Origin of the sequence: Pandoraea fibrosis, assembly GCF_000807775.2 — a bacterium.
In the GTDB taxonomy this organism is placed as follows: domain Bacteria; phylum Pseudomonadota; class Gammaproteobacteria; order Burkholderiales; family Burkholderiaceae; genus Pandoraea; species Pandoraea fibrosis.
In genome coordinates this window covers 2486372-2499709 of the sequence record NZ_CP047385.1, presented here as the reverse complement: position 1 = coordinate 2499709, position 13338 = coordinate 2486372, and the positions used below count along the sequence as shown (strand labels likewise).

The following is a 13338-nucleotide window of genomic DNA, read 5'->3' as shown; positions in this document are numbered from 1 at the left end:
TCCGTCGAACAACTGCGCCGTATCCCTGCATTTGAAATTTTCGATCACGATTAATAACGCAACGCGTTATTAACGCACGGCGCCAATACTAAAGCGAAGTGCCCGTTACGTCAATTGAGAGAGACGGGAGCTACGCACGGCCAGGGGACCGAAGACACCCCATCCTATCGAAATCCTCTTAGTGAAAGTTCCGACTCGAGACCGCGAGTTCGCCCAGCAACGACGAGAGATCGACCAGGCGATGGGCGACCAGATGGGTCACTCGCTCCTCGCGTTGCCAGACCCCTTCCACCCCCAATAAGGACGACGCCAGCAACTCCTTGCGCTGCGTCTCGACCAGATCGGGCCAGACGATCACGTTGATGACGCCGGTCTCGTCTTCCAGCGACACGAAGACCGTGCCATTGGCCGTGCCCGGCCGTTGCCGTCCCGTCACGATGCCTGCCGTGCGCACCCGATGGCCGTTCACCCCCTCGGACTGCAATTCCTTCGCCGTTTGTACGCGCATCCTCGTGAGCTTCTCCCGCAACAGCAGCAACGGGTGACGACGTAGCGTCAGCCCGGTGCTCGCGTAGTCGGCCACGATGTCCTGCCCCTCGGGCATCGGCGGCAATGACACCTGCTCATCGCGACTGCCCGGCACGGCGTCGCGCAACGCGGTCGCCCCCAACAGCGGTGTCGGCGGCTGCCATGCCGCGACCGTCCAGCGCGCCTGACGCCGCCCGCCCAGCAATGCCGAGAGCGCATCGGCAGCGGCGAGCGCATCGAGATCCCGTCGCGACAATGCCGCCCGCGCCGTCAGATCGTCGATGTCGGTGAACGGGCGTTGCCGGCGCGCCCGTTCGATGGCCTTCGCACCATCGTCGGACAAGCCCCTGACCAACGATAGCCCCAACCGCACTGCCGGCCGGCGTGCATTGCCATACCGTCCGATCCGCGCTTCGGGACGCGACTCCACATCGCTCACGCAAACATCGATGGCGCGTACCTCGACGCGATGGCGCCGCGCATCCTGCACCAATTGCGATGCCGTATAGAACCCCATCGGCAAACTGTTGAGCAACCCGCACAGGAACATCTCCGGCGCATGGCACTTGAGCCACGCACTCGCATAGGCAAGCAACGCAAAGCTCGCCGCATGACTCTCGGGAAAGCCGTACTCGCCAAACCCCTCGATCTGCCGGCAAATGGCCTCGGCGAACGCCTGCGGATAGCCGTTTTTCAGCATCCCGCCGACGATGCGCGTCTGGAATTTTTCGAGACCGCCTTTGCGCTTCCATGCAGCCATCGACCGACGCAGTTGATCGGCATCCCCCGGCGTGAAGTCGGCGGCGATCATCGCGATCTGCATCACCTGCTCCTGAAAGATCGGCACCCCGAGCGTGCGCTCAAGCGCTTCCTTGATTTCCTCGCGCGGGTAGGGGATGTCCTCCTGCCTCATCTTTCGTCGCTTCAAATACGGATGCACCATGCCGCCCTGAATCGGTCCCGGCCGCACGATCGCAACCTGAACGACAAGGTCGTAGAACTTTTCCGGTTTCAGACGCGGCAGCATACTCATTTGCGCACGCGACTCGATCTGAAAAACGCCTACAGTATCCGCACGACGAATCATCCCGTACGTCGCCGGATCGTCTCGTGGAATGTCGGCGAGTTCCATCGGTGCGCCGCGCCACTCGCCAAGCAGATCGAGCGTGCGACGCAACGCACTGAGCATCCCAAGCGCGAGCACGTCGACTTTGAGCAGTTCAAGTGTCTCGATATCATCCTTGTCCCATTGAATGACGTAACGCTTCTCCATCGCAGCCGGAGCGATAGGCACCAACCGCGAGAGCCTGTCGCGCGAAATAACGAAACCACCGACGTGCTGCGAAAGATGCCGTGGAAAGCCGATCAGCCGCGCGACCAGATCAGCCCATAACTGCGTGGTCGGGGCATCTGGAGAAAGTCCTTGTGCGGCCATACGCGCGAGCAGATTGTCACGACCATCCCACCATTGCTGGCTCTGTGCGACCTGCTCAACAATCGACAGATCGATGCCAAGTGCTCGACCTATGTCACGCACCGCACTTCGCATGCGATAACAGATGACTGTCGCCGCCAACGCTGCCCGGTCGTTACCGTACTTGTCGTAGATGTACTGGATGACGATCTCGCGTTTCTGATGCTCGAAGTCCACATCGATATCCGGTGGCTCTTTACGCTCCTTTGACAGAAAACGTCCGAACAGCACTTGCGCCTCATCCGGATTCACTGCGGTGATACCGAGGCAATAGCACACCGCCGAGTTGGCTGCCGATCCTCGCCCCTGACACAGGATGTCTTGGCTACGAGCAAAACTCACGATGTCGTAAACCGTCAGGAAGTAAGGCTCATACTCCAGCTCCCGAATGAGCGCCAGTTCGTCCTCGATGAGCTTGCGCACCTTTTGTGGCACCCCGTTCGGATAGCGTCGCTTCGCGCCCGCCTCGACTTCCTGCTGCAGATACGTCACCGGGGTATGACCCGCAGGCACCAGCTCTTCCGGATACTCGTAACGCAGGCTACGCAAATCGAAATGGCATCGCGCGGCAATGGCCACCGTTTCCGCGAGCGTATCGGGGGGATAAAGCCACGCGAGTCGCAGCCGCGTGCGCAGATGCTGCTCGGCATTGGCGGCAAGCGCCAGCCCGCATGCCTGCACCGGCTTGCCCAAACCGATGGCGGTCAGCGTGTCCTGCAAGGGCTTGCGCGAGCGCACATGCATGAGGACATGGCCGGTGGCGACGAGTGGCACGCCGCACTCGGCAGAGATCGCACGCAAACGGGCCAGATGCGCTTCGTCGTCTGCACGATGACGGCGCTCCAGCGCCAGCCACACACGTCCTTCGCCAAAGGTTTGCGCGGCCCAGCGGGTTTGCGCGAGGGTGCACTCGTGACTCGCGTCGGCGTCCGGCACCAGAATCATCAGACACCCCGGCAGTCCCCGCAGGTGCGCCTGCTCGCCCGACGGTGCGCTGAAGTCCTGTGCATGCAGACGATAACTACGCTTCGGACCGCGCATGCGACCGAGCGTAATCATCTCGGAGAGATTGCCGTAGCCTTCGCGATGCTGCGCCAGTGCGACCAGATGCACGGTGCCAAGCATGTCGGATTCGCTCTGCGGCGTCAGACGAAACTCACTGCCCACGATCAACGACACTGAGCGATGCTTGACCCCTTCGGCCAGTGCGCGAACCACGCCGGCCAACGAACACTCGTCGGTTATCGCCAGCGCGGTGTAACCCAGATGCGCCGCGCGCGCGATCAGCTCCTCCGGGTGCGACGCCCCGCGCTGAAACGAGAAATTCGACAGACAGTGCAGTTCGGCATAGGCCGGCAGGCTGCCGTCGTCGGCTGCGCGCGGGTCCGCCGGTTCGATACTCTCGTCGTTGGCGGCCAACCCTTCGGTCGGGCCTTGCCATGGCAGGAAATCGTCGACATTCATAAGACTGGGAACCCGTAGACTCAGCCGAACAGGCCATGCAAATACCAGGCGGCATCCGCCCCTTTCACAGGACGCTCACGAAACACCCACAGCAATGCCCCCTGGGTATCGGCCGCAATGAAGTAGTCGCGTGTCACGGTGCCCGGCTCCCACCAGCCCGCTTCGATGCGCTCCGGGCCGCTCACCAGTTGCAACGGCCCGTGCCGCCACGGACGCTCCTGCTGCACACTCAGCCGCTGCGGCGCATCGAGCAGCCATGCCGGGCGCGGCGGCAACGGCCGCTCGCCATCCGGCAGATGACGGCTCGTACCGGACGTCTTGCCATCGGCGTTCGGTCTCGCAAGCCCTGACGCGCCGTGCGGCACACTGACGAATGCCGCCTCGGGCCGGTGATCGCTACGCACCTGCAAACGCCGCACATGCTCGTCGCCCAGACGTGCCGCCACACGCTCCATCAGTTGCACAAAATCCTGCCGGGCGCGTCCCGCCTCGGGCAGCAACGAGCCACTTTGCGCAACGTGCGGAGCCGTTTGCGTGATGTCGAGCCGCAAGGTCAGCACCGGAGCGACCAACGGCGAGCGGGCGAGCCGCTCCTTGCACAATGACAACAAGTGCGCCGGCGCGGCACTCGCTTCGGCGAGGCGGATATCGAAACGCGTCGGCGCCAGCGTTTGCCGCCCGAGCGGCTCGTGCTCGAGCACCAACGTGAGCGCGCGCGTGGCCAGATGTCCGGCAGACAACCACCCGGTGAGTTGTGCCAGCAGACGGCGCAGACCGAAGAGCAGCACGTCGATGTCATAGGTGAGCGAGGGCAGTGGCAACACTGCCTCGAAGTGGGGCGGTGCGCGATACCAGTTCGGCGACTCCGGCGCTTCGCCATAGGCCCGGGAAAGCGCGGCAGGCAAATCGGCGCCACAGCGGCGTCGCAGCCCCGCCGTAGGTAACGCACGCAATTCGCCCAGCGTCGCGCAGCCAATTTGTGCCAGCCAATCGAGCCACGGCTGTGCCTCGGTCAGGAACGTTACCGAAAGCGAATCGAGTTGCTGCGGGAGATCGGCCGGCGTTGGAATCGATATCGATATCGATATCGATATCGATATCGGTGTCGGTGTCGGTGTCGAAATCGGCATCCGTCCCGGCAGCGCTGGCATGTCCCGTTCGCCAGCCAGTGCGAGCAGCACCGCTGCGCTGGCCGTCGCGGCAACGCCCAGCGACGCACGATGTCCCAGCGCCTCGGCACTCTCCAGCACCTGCGCAGCCAACGATGCCAGACCGCCGAACAGGCGCAGACTCGGCGCCACGTCGATCAACACGCATTGCGGCGGGGCAATGGCGACATCCGGACCGAAGCGCAGCAACGCCAGCGCTAACGCTTCGAGCGCTACGGTCTCGGCCGCGTCGTCGCGATCGTGAAACCGTGCTTGCGGCAACAACGCCAGCACACCACCACGGCGCATGCCGGGTTGTACCCCGGCAGCCCGCGCCGCGTCGCTCGCCTGCCACACGCGCGACTGTGCAAGCACGACCGTCGTGTCGACCGGCAGGTCGGACGACGCGTCAGCCCGTGTGAGCGGAGAGGCGATCTCGAGCGCCAGATACGGCAGATGCAGGGCGATCCAGCAAGCCATGCGAGACTCCGGAAGCAGAAACCAAAGACACCGTGGACGGTGCAAGCGAAGGGGCCGGATCGGGCCTGACAGGTATCGGCCGCTCATCGTCGGCAATGCCCGTCACCGGTTGCGGTGCACGCGTATAGGGCGCAGGCAACGTTAGCCAGAGCGGCTCGAGACGGGGTGGCCCGCGACGCTTGTGAAACTGCACGCCGAGACGGCTCCCCTCTCCCACGCTCAGCCCCAACCGCAGCGGTGCCGCCGATGCCGTTGCCACGGCGGCGGGCCCGCGGACCACCCAGGCCAGCGTCTCGCCGCCACCGGCCGCGACCTGAAGCCGCCGGATCTGCTCGGGCGTCGCGGCGGGAAGCCAGGTCAGCACGGCGCCGCAGCACGCGCTTTTGAGCGCTTGTTCGGCACACCAGAGCATGTCCCGATCCTCGGTCCTGATCTCTCGCCCGCCTCGGCCACCTCGCTCACCCCGCTCACCTCGCGCCCTCGCCGCCGGACGCGTCTGACGGGGCGGGCGCATCACGACGCTGAGCCAGCGCAGGTCGATCCCCCAGCCTGCCAGCGCCGGAGCATATGGCAGCATCGGCGGGGCGATCACCATCACCGGCTTGCCCGCCTGTGTGAGATCGCGCAGCGCCGGGGCCAGCAATCGCCATTCACCGATGCCCGGACGCTCGCTCAACAATTCCGTCACCGCACCATGCGGCCACCCGGCGCCGGGCAACTCGGCGTCGAGCTCGGCAAAGCCCGTGGTATGGCCAGCACGCTGGCAGCGCGCCAGTTCGCTGGCACGCCACAGCCCGGCAGGCAAAGAGGAAAGCGGCAGGGTCATCGCGCACCCGAATACTGTATGGATATACAGTATAGCAGCTCATGCGCTATTTACGAGGGGATCGATGCGGCGTCTGACGTCATGATCCTGCTTGCGAGCCAACGCCGGCCCGGCTAACGTTGACGTCATTGGACGAACTCCCTCCCCCATGCCGCTACCGACCACCGCCACTGCGCCCTTCTGCCCCTCTGAAGTCAAAGGCAGCATCGTTATCGACGCGCGCGAATCGCGCTGGATCAAACTCAAACGCTTCGCCGGCCCCGGACTGCTCGTCGCGATCGGTTACATGGATCCCGGCAACTGGGCGACGGATATTCAGGCCGGGTCGCAATTCGGGTACTCGCTGCTTTGGGTTGTCGCGCTGTCGAGCCTCGCCGCCATCTTTCTGCAGATGCTTGCCGCCCGGCTGGGACTGATCGCCGGGCGCGACCTCGCGCAAGCAAGCTATGACCGCTATGGCCGTGCGGGACGCCTCGTGCAATGGATCACCGCCGAGATCTCGATCATCGCCTGTGATATCGCCGAAGTCCTCGGCTGTGCGCTCGCGTTCAAATTGCTGCTGGGTGTGCCAATCGCCTGGGGCATCGTGCTCACCGCATTCGACACAATGATCGTGCTCGGCTTGCAGGGCAAAGGCTTTCGTCAGATCGAGGCTATCGTCTTCGGGTTGATCGGTACGATGGCATTCTGCTTCGTGGCGCAGGTGGCGATGGTGCCGCCCGACTGGCACGCCGTGGCGGCAGGCCTTGTGCCCGGCGCGCCCAGCCACGACCGGCGCGATGCCATCGTGCTGGCGCTGGGCATCGTCGGCGCCACGATCATGCCCCACAACCTCTACCTGCATTCTTCCGTCGTTCAGACACGACGCGTGGTCGGAGGAAAACACGGCGACGTGCGCGACACACTCATGCTGGTGCGTATCGACACCTGGGTCTCGCTGGTCATCGCCATGGGGGTGAACGCGGCCATTCTGATTCTTGCCGGATCGGCCTTTCATGCCAGCGGCCAGACCAACGTCACCGATATCGAGCAGGCGTATCAGCTCATCACGCCAATTGCGGGCAGTGCAGCGGCGTTCCTGTTCGGCATTGCCTTGCTCGCCTCCGGGCAAAGCTCGACGCTCACCGGGACCATCGCCGGGCAAGTCATCATGGATGGGTTTCTGAAAACGAAGATCCCCTGCTATCAGCGCCGTCTGATTACCCGAGGGCTGGCGCTCGTGCCTGCGCTGATCGGCGTGCTGTGGCTGGGCGACGGCGCCGTCGGCAAGTTGCTCGTGTGGAGTCAGGTGCTTCTCAGCCTGCAACTACCGTTCGCCATGTGGCCACTCATCCGCTCGGTCAGCGACCCGCGTGTGATGAACGGCGACACCATCGGGCGTCCCACGCAAGTGTTCGCATGGGGCCTCTTCACCGTCATTACCGCGACCAACCTGCTGTTGATCTTCGGATTGGGTTGAAGCTACGGGATTGACATGAGCGGCGGGCCGCGCGGCACACGCAACGCGTCGCCGCTGCCGTCTTGCCCGCCCTACAACCCGAGATCGCTCAGCCCCGGATGATCGTCGGGGCGACGCCCCTGCGGCCAGCGGAACAGACGTTCGCTCTCGGTAATGCGCGAGTCGTTGATGCTGGCATGACGCTCGGCCATGAGGCCTTGCGCATCGAACGCCCAGTTCTCATTGCCATACGAACGGAACCAGTTGCCCGAGTCGTCTCGCCACTCGTAAGCGAACCGCACCGCAATTCGGTTTTCGGTAAACGCCCACAGCTCCTTGATCAACCGATAGTCGAGTTCGCGTTGCCATTTGCGCGTCAGGAATTCGACGATCTGGTCGCGGCCACGCGGAAACTCAGCCCGATTGCGCCAGCGGCTGTCGACGGTATAGGCCAACGCAACCCGCGCAGGATCGCGCGAATTCCAACCGTCTTCGGCCATGCGAACCTTCTGAATTGCGGTCTCACGCGTGAAGGGCGGAAACGGCGGGCGGGTGTCAGTGTCGGCCATGACAACTCCTGTCAAAAACATGAGGGGAACACCGTGCGAGTGTATCGCCAAGCGCCGCTTGCTGCTTACCGCAGCAGGCGTATGCGTTGTTTGACAGCGTATCAACAGGGCAAAAACGCATGCTAAGATCGGACCCCTTACCGAAACCAACAACAGTCAAACGAAGCACATCGGTAAGACATCAGATGCCCGTGGCAAGTCTGCACCACCACGCAACACCTGCCCGGGAATAACACATACAGGGGTATCACCGTGCAGAAAAGCAAGTCCAGCATTGCGCTGCTCAGCGCCGCCATGGTCGCCGTCGGCGCGCTTGGTGGTTGCGCCACCGAAAGCTCGCGCACCGTGCAAGTCGCCAAGGTGGAAAGTGCCAGCCGTCCGTACGTGGGGGTACGCACGCCGATCGCTGTCGGCAAGTTCGACAATCGTTCCTCGTACATGCGTGGGGTTTTTTCCGATAACGTCGACCGCCTCGGCAGTCAGGCCAAGACGATCCTGATCACGCATCTGCAACAAACCAATCGCTTCAACGTGCTCGACCGCGACAACATGGCCGAGATTCGTCAGGAAGCCGATATCAAGAAGACGCAGCAAACGCTCAAGGGCGCCGACTACGTGATCACCGGTGACGTTGTCGAGTTCGGCCGCAAGGAAGTGGGCGACAAACAACTCTTCGGCATTCTCGGCCGTGGTCGCGAGCAGATCGCCTACGCCAAGGTCAACCTGAATGTGGTCGATATCGCCACGTCGGAAGTCGTCTACTCGAGCGGGGGCGCCGGCGAGTTCGCGCTGTCGAATCGCGAAGTGATCGGCTTCGGCGGCACCGCCGGCTACGACTCGACTCTCAACGGCAAGGTGCTTGACCTCGCGATGCGCGACGCCATCAACAATCTGGTCGCCGGCATCGAAAGCGGTGCCTGGAAGCCCGGCAAGTAAGTCAGCCAACTCACTTTTGCAGCATGCCGCAGTGCGTCGCTCGCGACGACTGCGCGGCACATTCAGACTTGCACGTCAGTGCAGGCGTGCGTGTGCTCGCCGCGGCATGCCCGTCAGGATATCTATCGCCATGAATCGCAAGTTCCTCTCCGGTCGTGCCGCGGTGGCGGCCGTCATCGGCGGCGCACTGCTCACCGGCTGCGCCACGCCGCCCAAGCCTCTGTACGACTGGGAAAGCTACCAGCCGCAAGTCTACGAATACTTCAAGGGCGAATCGAAAGAAGCGCAGATCATCGCGCTCGAGCGCGATCTCGAGAAGATCAAGTCCACTAACAACGCCGCGCCCCCGGGCTTTCACGCCCACCTCGGTCTGCTCTACGCCTCGGTCGGCAAGTCCGACAAGATGGTCGAGGAATTCCAGACCGAGAAGCAGCTGTTCCCCGAATCGGCCGGTTACATCGACTTTCTCCTCAAGAACAAGACTCCGGAGGTCAAGCAATGATGGCGCGACTCTGTCAATGGATGACGGTAGCGGCACTGGCCGCCGTGATGACGGGCTGCGCGGTGCACCAGGCAAAGCCTTACGACTACACCGCCTTCAAGGAAAGCAAACCGAAGTCGATTCTGGTGTTGCCGCCGCTGAACGAGTCGCCTGACATCGACGCCACTTACAGCGTGCTGTCGCAGGTCACGGTACCGCTGGGCGAGGCAGGCTACTACGTGATGCCGGTGACGTTGGTCGACGAGTCGTTCCGTCAGAACGGCCTGACAGTCGCCGGTGACATCCATCAGGTCAGCCCGGCCAAGCTGCGCGAGATCTTCGGTGCCGACGCAGCGCTCTACATCAAGATCTCGCAGTACGGCACGAAGTACATGGTGCTCGATAGCGCCACGGTGGTGACGGTCTCGGCCGACCTCATCGATCTTCGCAACGGTGCCAAGCTGTGGAGCGGCTCGGCCAGCGCGTCGAACAACGAAGGCAACAACAACAGCGGCGGTGGTCTGATCGGCATGCTGATCACGGCAGCCGTCAAGCAGATCGTCAATAGCGTGTCGAACGCCGGCTATACGGTGGCAGGCACGGCAAATGCACGCCTGCTCTCGGCAGGACGCGCCAACGGCCTGCTCTACGGCCCCCGCTCGCCGAAGTACGGCACCGACTGATAGAGGTGCCCGCACCCTGGACCGAGGCCACCCTCCGTTCGGCCGCCTGTCCGGGGTGCCCCTGACTGTGCAGACATCGGCACGTCACCTATAGTGGTAACGCATCACGACGCAAGACCCGGACCGATAGCTACACCGTGCCCCGAGCGCGGGACGACAACGTCAGACGACACCTGTGTGCGTCCGACGTGAGTCGGGCTACGTCCAGGAGTCATCATGGTTCCCCGCTTCACTTCCCCTCTCCCCACCTTCATCGCCAGCAGTCTGCTCGCGCTGTCGTCGCTTGCTTATGCCGACCCGATGCATCTGTCCGACCTCAAGGACGCCAACGGCCAGCAACTCAGCGTTGACGACTTGCGTTCGCTGATGCCCGGCGCCCATGTCACCAACATCATCAACAACGGCAGTACACGTAAATGGGTCAACGAGACCAATGGCTCGCTCAATGCCACCAGCGATAACAAGGGCAATCTCGGATCGGGCGGACGATTGGTGCAAGTCGCCCATGCCACTGGCACCTGGTCGGTCAACGACAATGGATCGTACTGCGTCAACATGGAATGGCGGGCACTCACCGAGAACTGGTGCCGCTTCATGTTCAAGGTCGGTGACAAGTACTATGGCGTGACCTCGCTCGCCAACGGGGCCGCAATCGCGACCGAATTCACCATCGAAAAGTAGGCGGCGATCCTTCGTGAATAAAAAACGCCCCGGCCTGCGAACAGGTTCGGGGCGTGAGCGCCAACTGCGTTTTCCGTCGTCAGTGTGGCAGTCAGGGGGCGAGTCAGAAGTCGGTCGTCATGGACAGCAGCACCGTGCGCGGTGCACCCAGTGTGAGGTAATTGCTCGACGACACGCTCGACCAATACGCCTTGTTCGTCACATTGAGCACGCTTACGCGCAAGGTCGTTGGCTTGCCGTAAATCTGCGTGGCGTAACGCGCGCCGAGATCGAAGCGGTCCCATGCCGGAATCGATGCGGTGTTCGCAATGTTCGCGGACTCGCGGCCGGTATGAATCCAGCGTGCATTCAGCGTCAGCCCCGGCACCCAAGGAATGTCGTACTCCGCGCCGAGGTTGTACTGGAACGTCGGCACGCCCACCGGACGATTGCCGTTCGTGGCCGCGTTCGATTGATTGAGCAACTCGCCGTTGATGTAGGACACGCCGGCGATCAGGCGCACATCCTTGATCGGGCTTCCGTACACCGATGTTTCGATGCCGCGATGGCGCTCAAGTCCGTCGGCCACATAGACGTTGGACGCGTTCGTATAAGCCGACGGCTTCTCGATCTGATAGAACGCAATCGACGCACCCAAACGCGCCGTGTCGTACTTCGCCCCGAATTCGATCTGCTTCGAGCGATACGGCGGCAGCGACTGACCGTAGTTGAGCGTGCCCTGCGGCGCCGTGGTACCGGCGGCCAGCCCTTCGCTACGGTTCGCAAACAACGAGACGTTCTGCCAAGGCTTGATCACGAGACCGAACAGCGGCGTGGTGATGGCGTCGTTGTAGGCGAGCGTCTGCAAGCCGGTGTAGCCGTAGTTGTTCACACCGATCGACTGGTGACGCACCCCGACCGTGGCCAGCACGCGGTCGTTGAAGAAGCCCAGCGTGTCCGAGGCCGAGACGCTACGCAGCAGTGTGAGTGCCGTCGTCTGCGGATCGTCCAGATTGCCGCCCCGCGATGTGGCCGCCGGATACGGAACTTGCGGTGGATTGACGAAACTCGTCGAGAACGCCGGCGCATATGTGAATGCTGACTGAGAGTCCAGACGCGTGCCCGACACGCCGGCCGTCACGAAATGCGACACCGGCCCCGTCGTGAAGCGCCCGCGCACGCCCATCTCACCCGACAGGGCGTCTTCCTGATGCGGCGCGTTCAGGCGCGTGGCCGTGATGGTGCTCGGCGAGCCCTTCCACGTTGGGTTCGAGTACTCGCCATTTTCGTTCGTGTGACGCACGCCGCCAGTGACATACGCCGTCCAGTTCGGCAGAAAATCGTACTCGGCGCGCAGAATACCGACACTGTCTTCCAACGTGGTGTAGCTCCACGACTGTGCGTAGTTCGACGTTGCGGCGGGCGGCGTCGGCAACCCATTGCCCGTAAAGTTATACAGCGCGCGGCCGTTGCCAATGTGCTCCTTCTGATAGAGGAAGTCGGCCGACAGGCGTAACTTGTCGCCGCGCCAATCGAGGGCCACGGCCGTGGTGTTCGAATTCTGATGCTCGCGCTCGACGGACGTTTCGCCATCACGCACGGCCTGGTTCACGCGAATACCGAACTGTCCTTCGCTGCCAAAGCGACGGCCAACGTCTACATGTGCGCCCAGTTCCCCCGAACCGCTACTGTCGAGGGTCACGCGGGTAAGCGGCGTGTCTTCCGCTCGCTTGAGTTGCAAGTTCACGCCGCCACCAATGGACGAGCCACCCGGCGAAGCGCCGTTAAGAAACGCGTTGGCCCCCTTGAACAACTCCACACGCTCGAGCGCTTCTGTCGATACGAGTTGTCGCGGGGTGATGCCGTAGAGACCGTTGAGAGAAATGTCGTCACCGGCCAGTGTGAAACCACGGATGACAAACGTCTGAGCGAAATTGCCGAAGCCGCGCGACATCCGCACCGACGGATCGTTATCCAGCACGTCCGCCAGCGTGCGGGCCTGCTGGTCTTCGATCATCTTCGACGTGTATGCGCTCATGCTGAAGGGAACATCCAGATTGTTCTGATTGCCGAGCACGCCAAAGCTCATCCCTCGCGCCACCTGACCACCGACATACGCAGGCGGTACCTCGTTCGGCGACGTCTCCCGAGCACCCTGCACCGTCACGGCCGGCAACGCCACGTCGTTCCGGGTATCAGTCGCTCCCGGTTGGGTCGCCCCGCCTGCCGGTGCGCCCTGCGCCAGCGCCCCCGTGCCGAAAACGAACGTCCCAAACGCCAGCGCGGAAGCGGCGACCATCGGGCGCAGTATTGACCGGGGTGGGGTAGTGGAGGCAGGTACAACGACGCGAGCACGTGGAAGACGCGTAGTACGCGACAAACGGGAGACGAGCGGCATGAGGAACAACTTCGCTGTGGTGGGCTCCGGCAACTGGGATGACGTGCCAGAACAGGGGAAGACCTACCGCTCGATGGCCGCCCTCCCCGTTGGAGAGGCACGACAGACAACGCCGGCACCGTCGAGAGAGCCGCCACCCTTGGCGCGACACCTCAATTCGGCGAAAGTTTAATGATAATAAAAATGATTATCAATAACATTTGCACCAATGATGAATGAGGAGACCTGCGAATGCGGTGGAGGAATTGAGGTG

Annotated in this window: 10 protein-coding genes; 5 read left to right on the top strand and 5 right to left on the bottom strand. The window is 62.9% G+C overall.

Annotated elements, in window-relative coordinates; all coding sequences use genetic code 11:
* Nucleotides 1-178 precede the first annotated feature (178 nt).
* Genes PI93_RS11230 through PI93_RS11220 form a run of 3 tightly spaced genes read right to left on the bottom strand, consistent with a single transcriptional unit; the run spans nucleotide 179 to nucleotide 5920 of the window.
* Nucleotides 179-3466, bottom strand: coding sequence for an error-prone DNA polymerase (locus PI93_RS11230; RefSeq protein ID WP_080759092.1), 3288 nt, complete (start codon nucleotides 3464-3466; stop codon nucleotides 179-181).
* Between the two features lie 20 nt (nucleotides 3467-3486).
* Nucleotides 3487-5094 (bottom strand): Y-family DNA polymerase, encoded by a 1608-nt coding sequence (locus tag PI93_RS11225; RefSeq protein WP_039367998.1) that lies wholly within the window; start codon nucleotides 5092-5094, stop codon nucleotides 3487-3489.
* Nucleotides 5024-5920 (bottom strand): hypothetical protein, encoded by an 897-nt coding sequence (locus tag PI93_RS11220; protein ID WP_052240519.1) that lies wholly within the window; start codon nucleotides 5918-5920, stop codon nucleotides 5024-5026. Before PI93_RS11220 ends, PI93_RS11225 begins: the two co-directional genes overlap by 71 nt.
* Before the next feature lie 148 nt (nucleotides 5921-6068).
* On the opposite strand from PI93_RS11220, the gene PI93_RS11215 reads away from it, so the two are divergent.
* On the top strand, nucleotides 6069-7379 hold the full coding sequence (locus tag PI93_RS11215) for an Nramp family divalent metal transporter (RefSeq protein WP_039368001.1): 1311 nt from the start codon (nucleotides 6069-6071) through the stop codon (nucleotides 7377-7379).
* 71 nt (nucleotides 7380-7450) lie between these two features.
* On the opposite strand, the gene PI93_RS11210 is transcribed toward PI93_RS11215, so the two are convergent.
* Nucleotides 7451-7927 (bottom strand): nuclear transport factor 2 family protein, encoded by a 477-nt coding sequence (locus PI93_RS11210; RefSeq protein WP_039368004.1) that lies wholly within the window; start codon nucleotides 7925-7927, stop codon nucleotides 7451-7453.
* A 294-nt stretch (nucleotides 7928-8221) separates the two neighbouring features.
* Between PI93_RS11210 and PI93_RS11205 the strand changes: the two genes are divergently transcribed.
* The 4 genes from PI93_RS11205 to PI93_RS11190 all read left to right on the top strand — a co-directional run bounded on the left by PI93_RS11205 (nucleotide 8222) and on the right by PI93_RS11190 (nucleotide 10708).
* On the top strand, nucleotides 8222-8863 hold the full coding sequence (locus tag PI93_RS11205; RefSeq protein ID WP_052240526.1) for a CsgG/HfaB family protein: 642 nt from the start codon (nucleotides 8222-8224) through the stop codon (nucleotides 8861-8863).
* Between the two features lie 130 nt (nucleotides 8864-8993).
* A complete protein-coding gene (locus PI93_RS11200) occupies nucleotides 8994-9365 on the top strand; it encodes a DUF4810 domain-containing protein (RefSeq protein ID WP_039368007.1) in 372 nt (123 codons plus the stop codon).
* Complete coding sequence (locus PI93_RS11195) at nucleotides 9362-10027, top strand: DUF799 domain-containing protein (protein WP_039368009.1); 666 nt, start codon at nucleotides 9362-9364, stop codon at nucleotides 10025-10027. The genes PI93_RS11200 and PI93_RS11195 overlap by 4 nt, the downstream gene beginning before the upstream one ends.
* Nucleotides 10028-10243: 216 nt before the next feature.
* On the top strand, nucleotides 10244-10708 hold the full coding sequence (locus tag PI93_RS11190) for a DUF995 domain-containing protein (RefSeq protein ID WP_039368011.1): 465 nt from the start codon (nucleotides 10244-10246) through the stop codon (nucleotides 10706-10708).
* A 103-nt stretch (nucleotides 10709-10811) separates the two neighbouring features.
* Here the strand turns inward: PI93_RS11190 and PI93_RS11185 are convergent, their stop codons facing one another.
* The gene (locus PI93_RS11185; RefSeq protein ID WP_052240520.1) at nucleotides 10812-12986 is read right to left on the bottom strand and encodes a TonB-dependent receptor; all 2175 of its coding nucleotides are present in this window, start codon (nucleotides 12984-12986) and stop codon (nucleotides 10812-10814) included.
* Nucleotides 12987-13338: the final 352 nt, after the last annotated feature.

Coding starts and splice junctions, on each gene's coding strand:
- PI93_RS11230 (WP_080759092.1), bottom strand. CDS start 3,466: ATGAATGTCGACGATTTCCTGCCATGGCAAGGCCCGACCGAAGGGTTG.
- PI93_RS11210 (WP_039368004.1), bottom strand. CDS start 7,927: ATGGCCGACACTGACACCCGCCCGCCGTTTCCGCCCTTCACGCGTGAG.
- PI93_RS11215 (WP_039368001.1), top strand. CDS start 6,069: ATGCCGCTACCGACCACCGCCACTGCGCCCTTCTGCCCCTCTGAAGTC.
- PI93_RS11225 (WP_039367998.1), bottom strand. CDS start 5,094: ATGGCTTGCTGGATCGCCCTGCATCTGCCGTATCTGGCGCTCGAGATC.
- PI93_RS11200 (WP_039368007.1), top strand. CDS start 8,994: ATGAATCGCAAGTTCCTCTCCGGTCGTGCCGCGGTGGCGGCCGTCATC.
- PI93_RS11190 (WP_039368011.1), top strand. CDS start 10,244: ATGGTTCCCCGCTTCACTTCCCCTCTCCCCACCTTCATCGCCAGCAGT.
- PI93_RS11220 (WP_052240519.1), bottom strand. CDS start 5,920: ATGACCCTGCCGCTTTCCTCTTTGCCTGCCGGGCTGTGGCGTGCCAGC.
- PI93_RS11185 (WP_052240520.1), bottom strand. CDS start 12,986: ATGGTCGCCGCTTCCGCGCTGGCGTTTGGGACGTTCGTTTTCGGCACG.
- PI93_RS11195 (WP_039368009.1), top strand. CDS start 9,362: ATGATGGCGCGACTCTGTCAATGGATGACGGTAGCGGCACTGGCCGCC.
- PI93_RS11205 (WP_052240526.1), top strand. CDS start 8,222: ATGGTCGCCGTCGGCGCGCTTGGTGGTTGCGCCACCGAAAGCTCGCGC.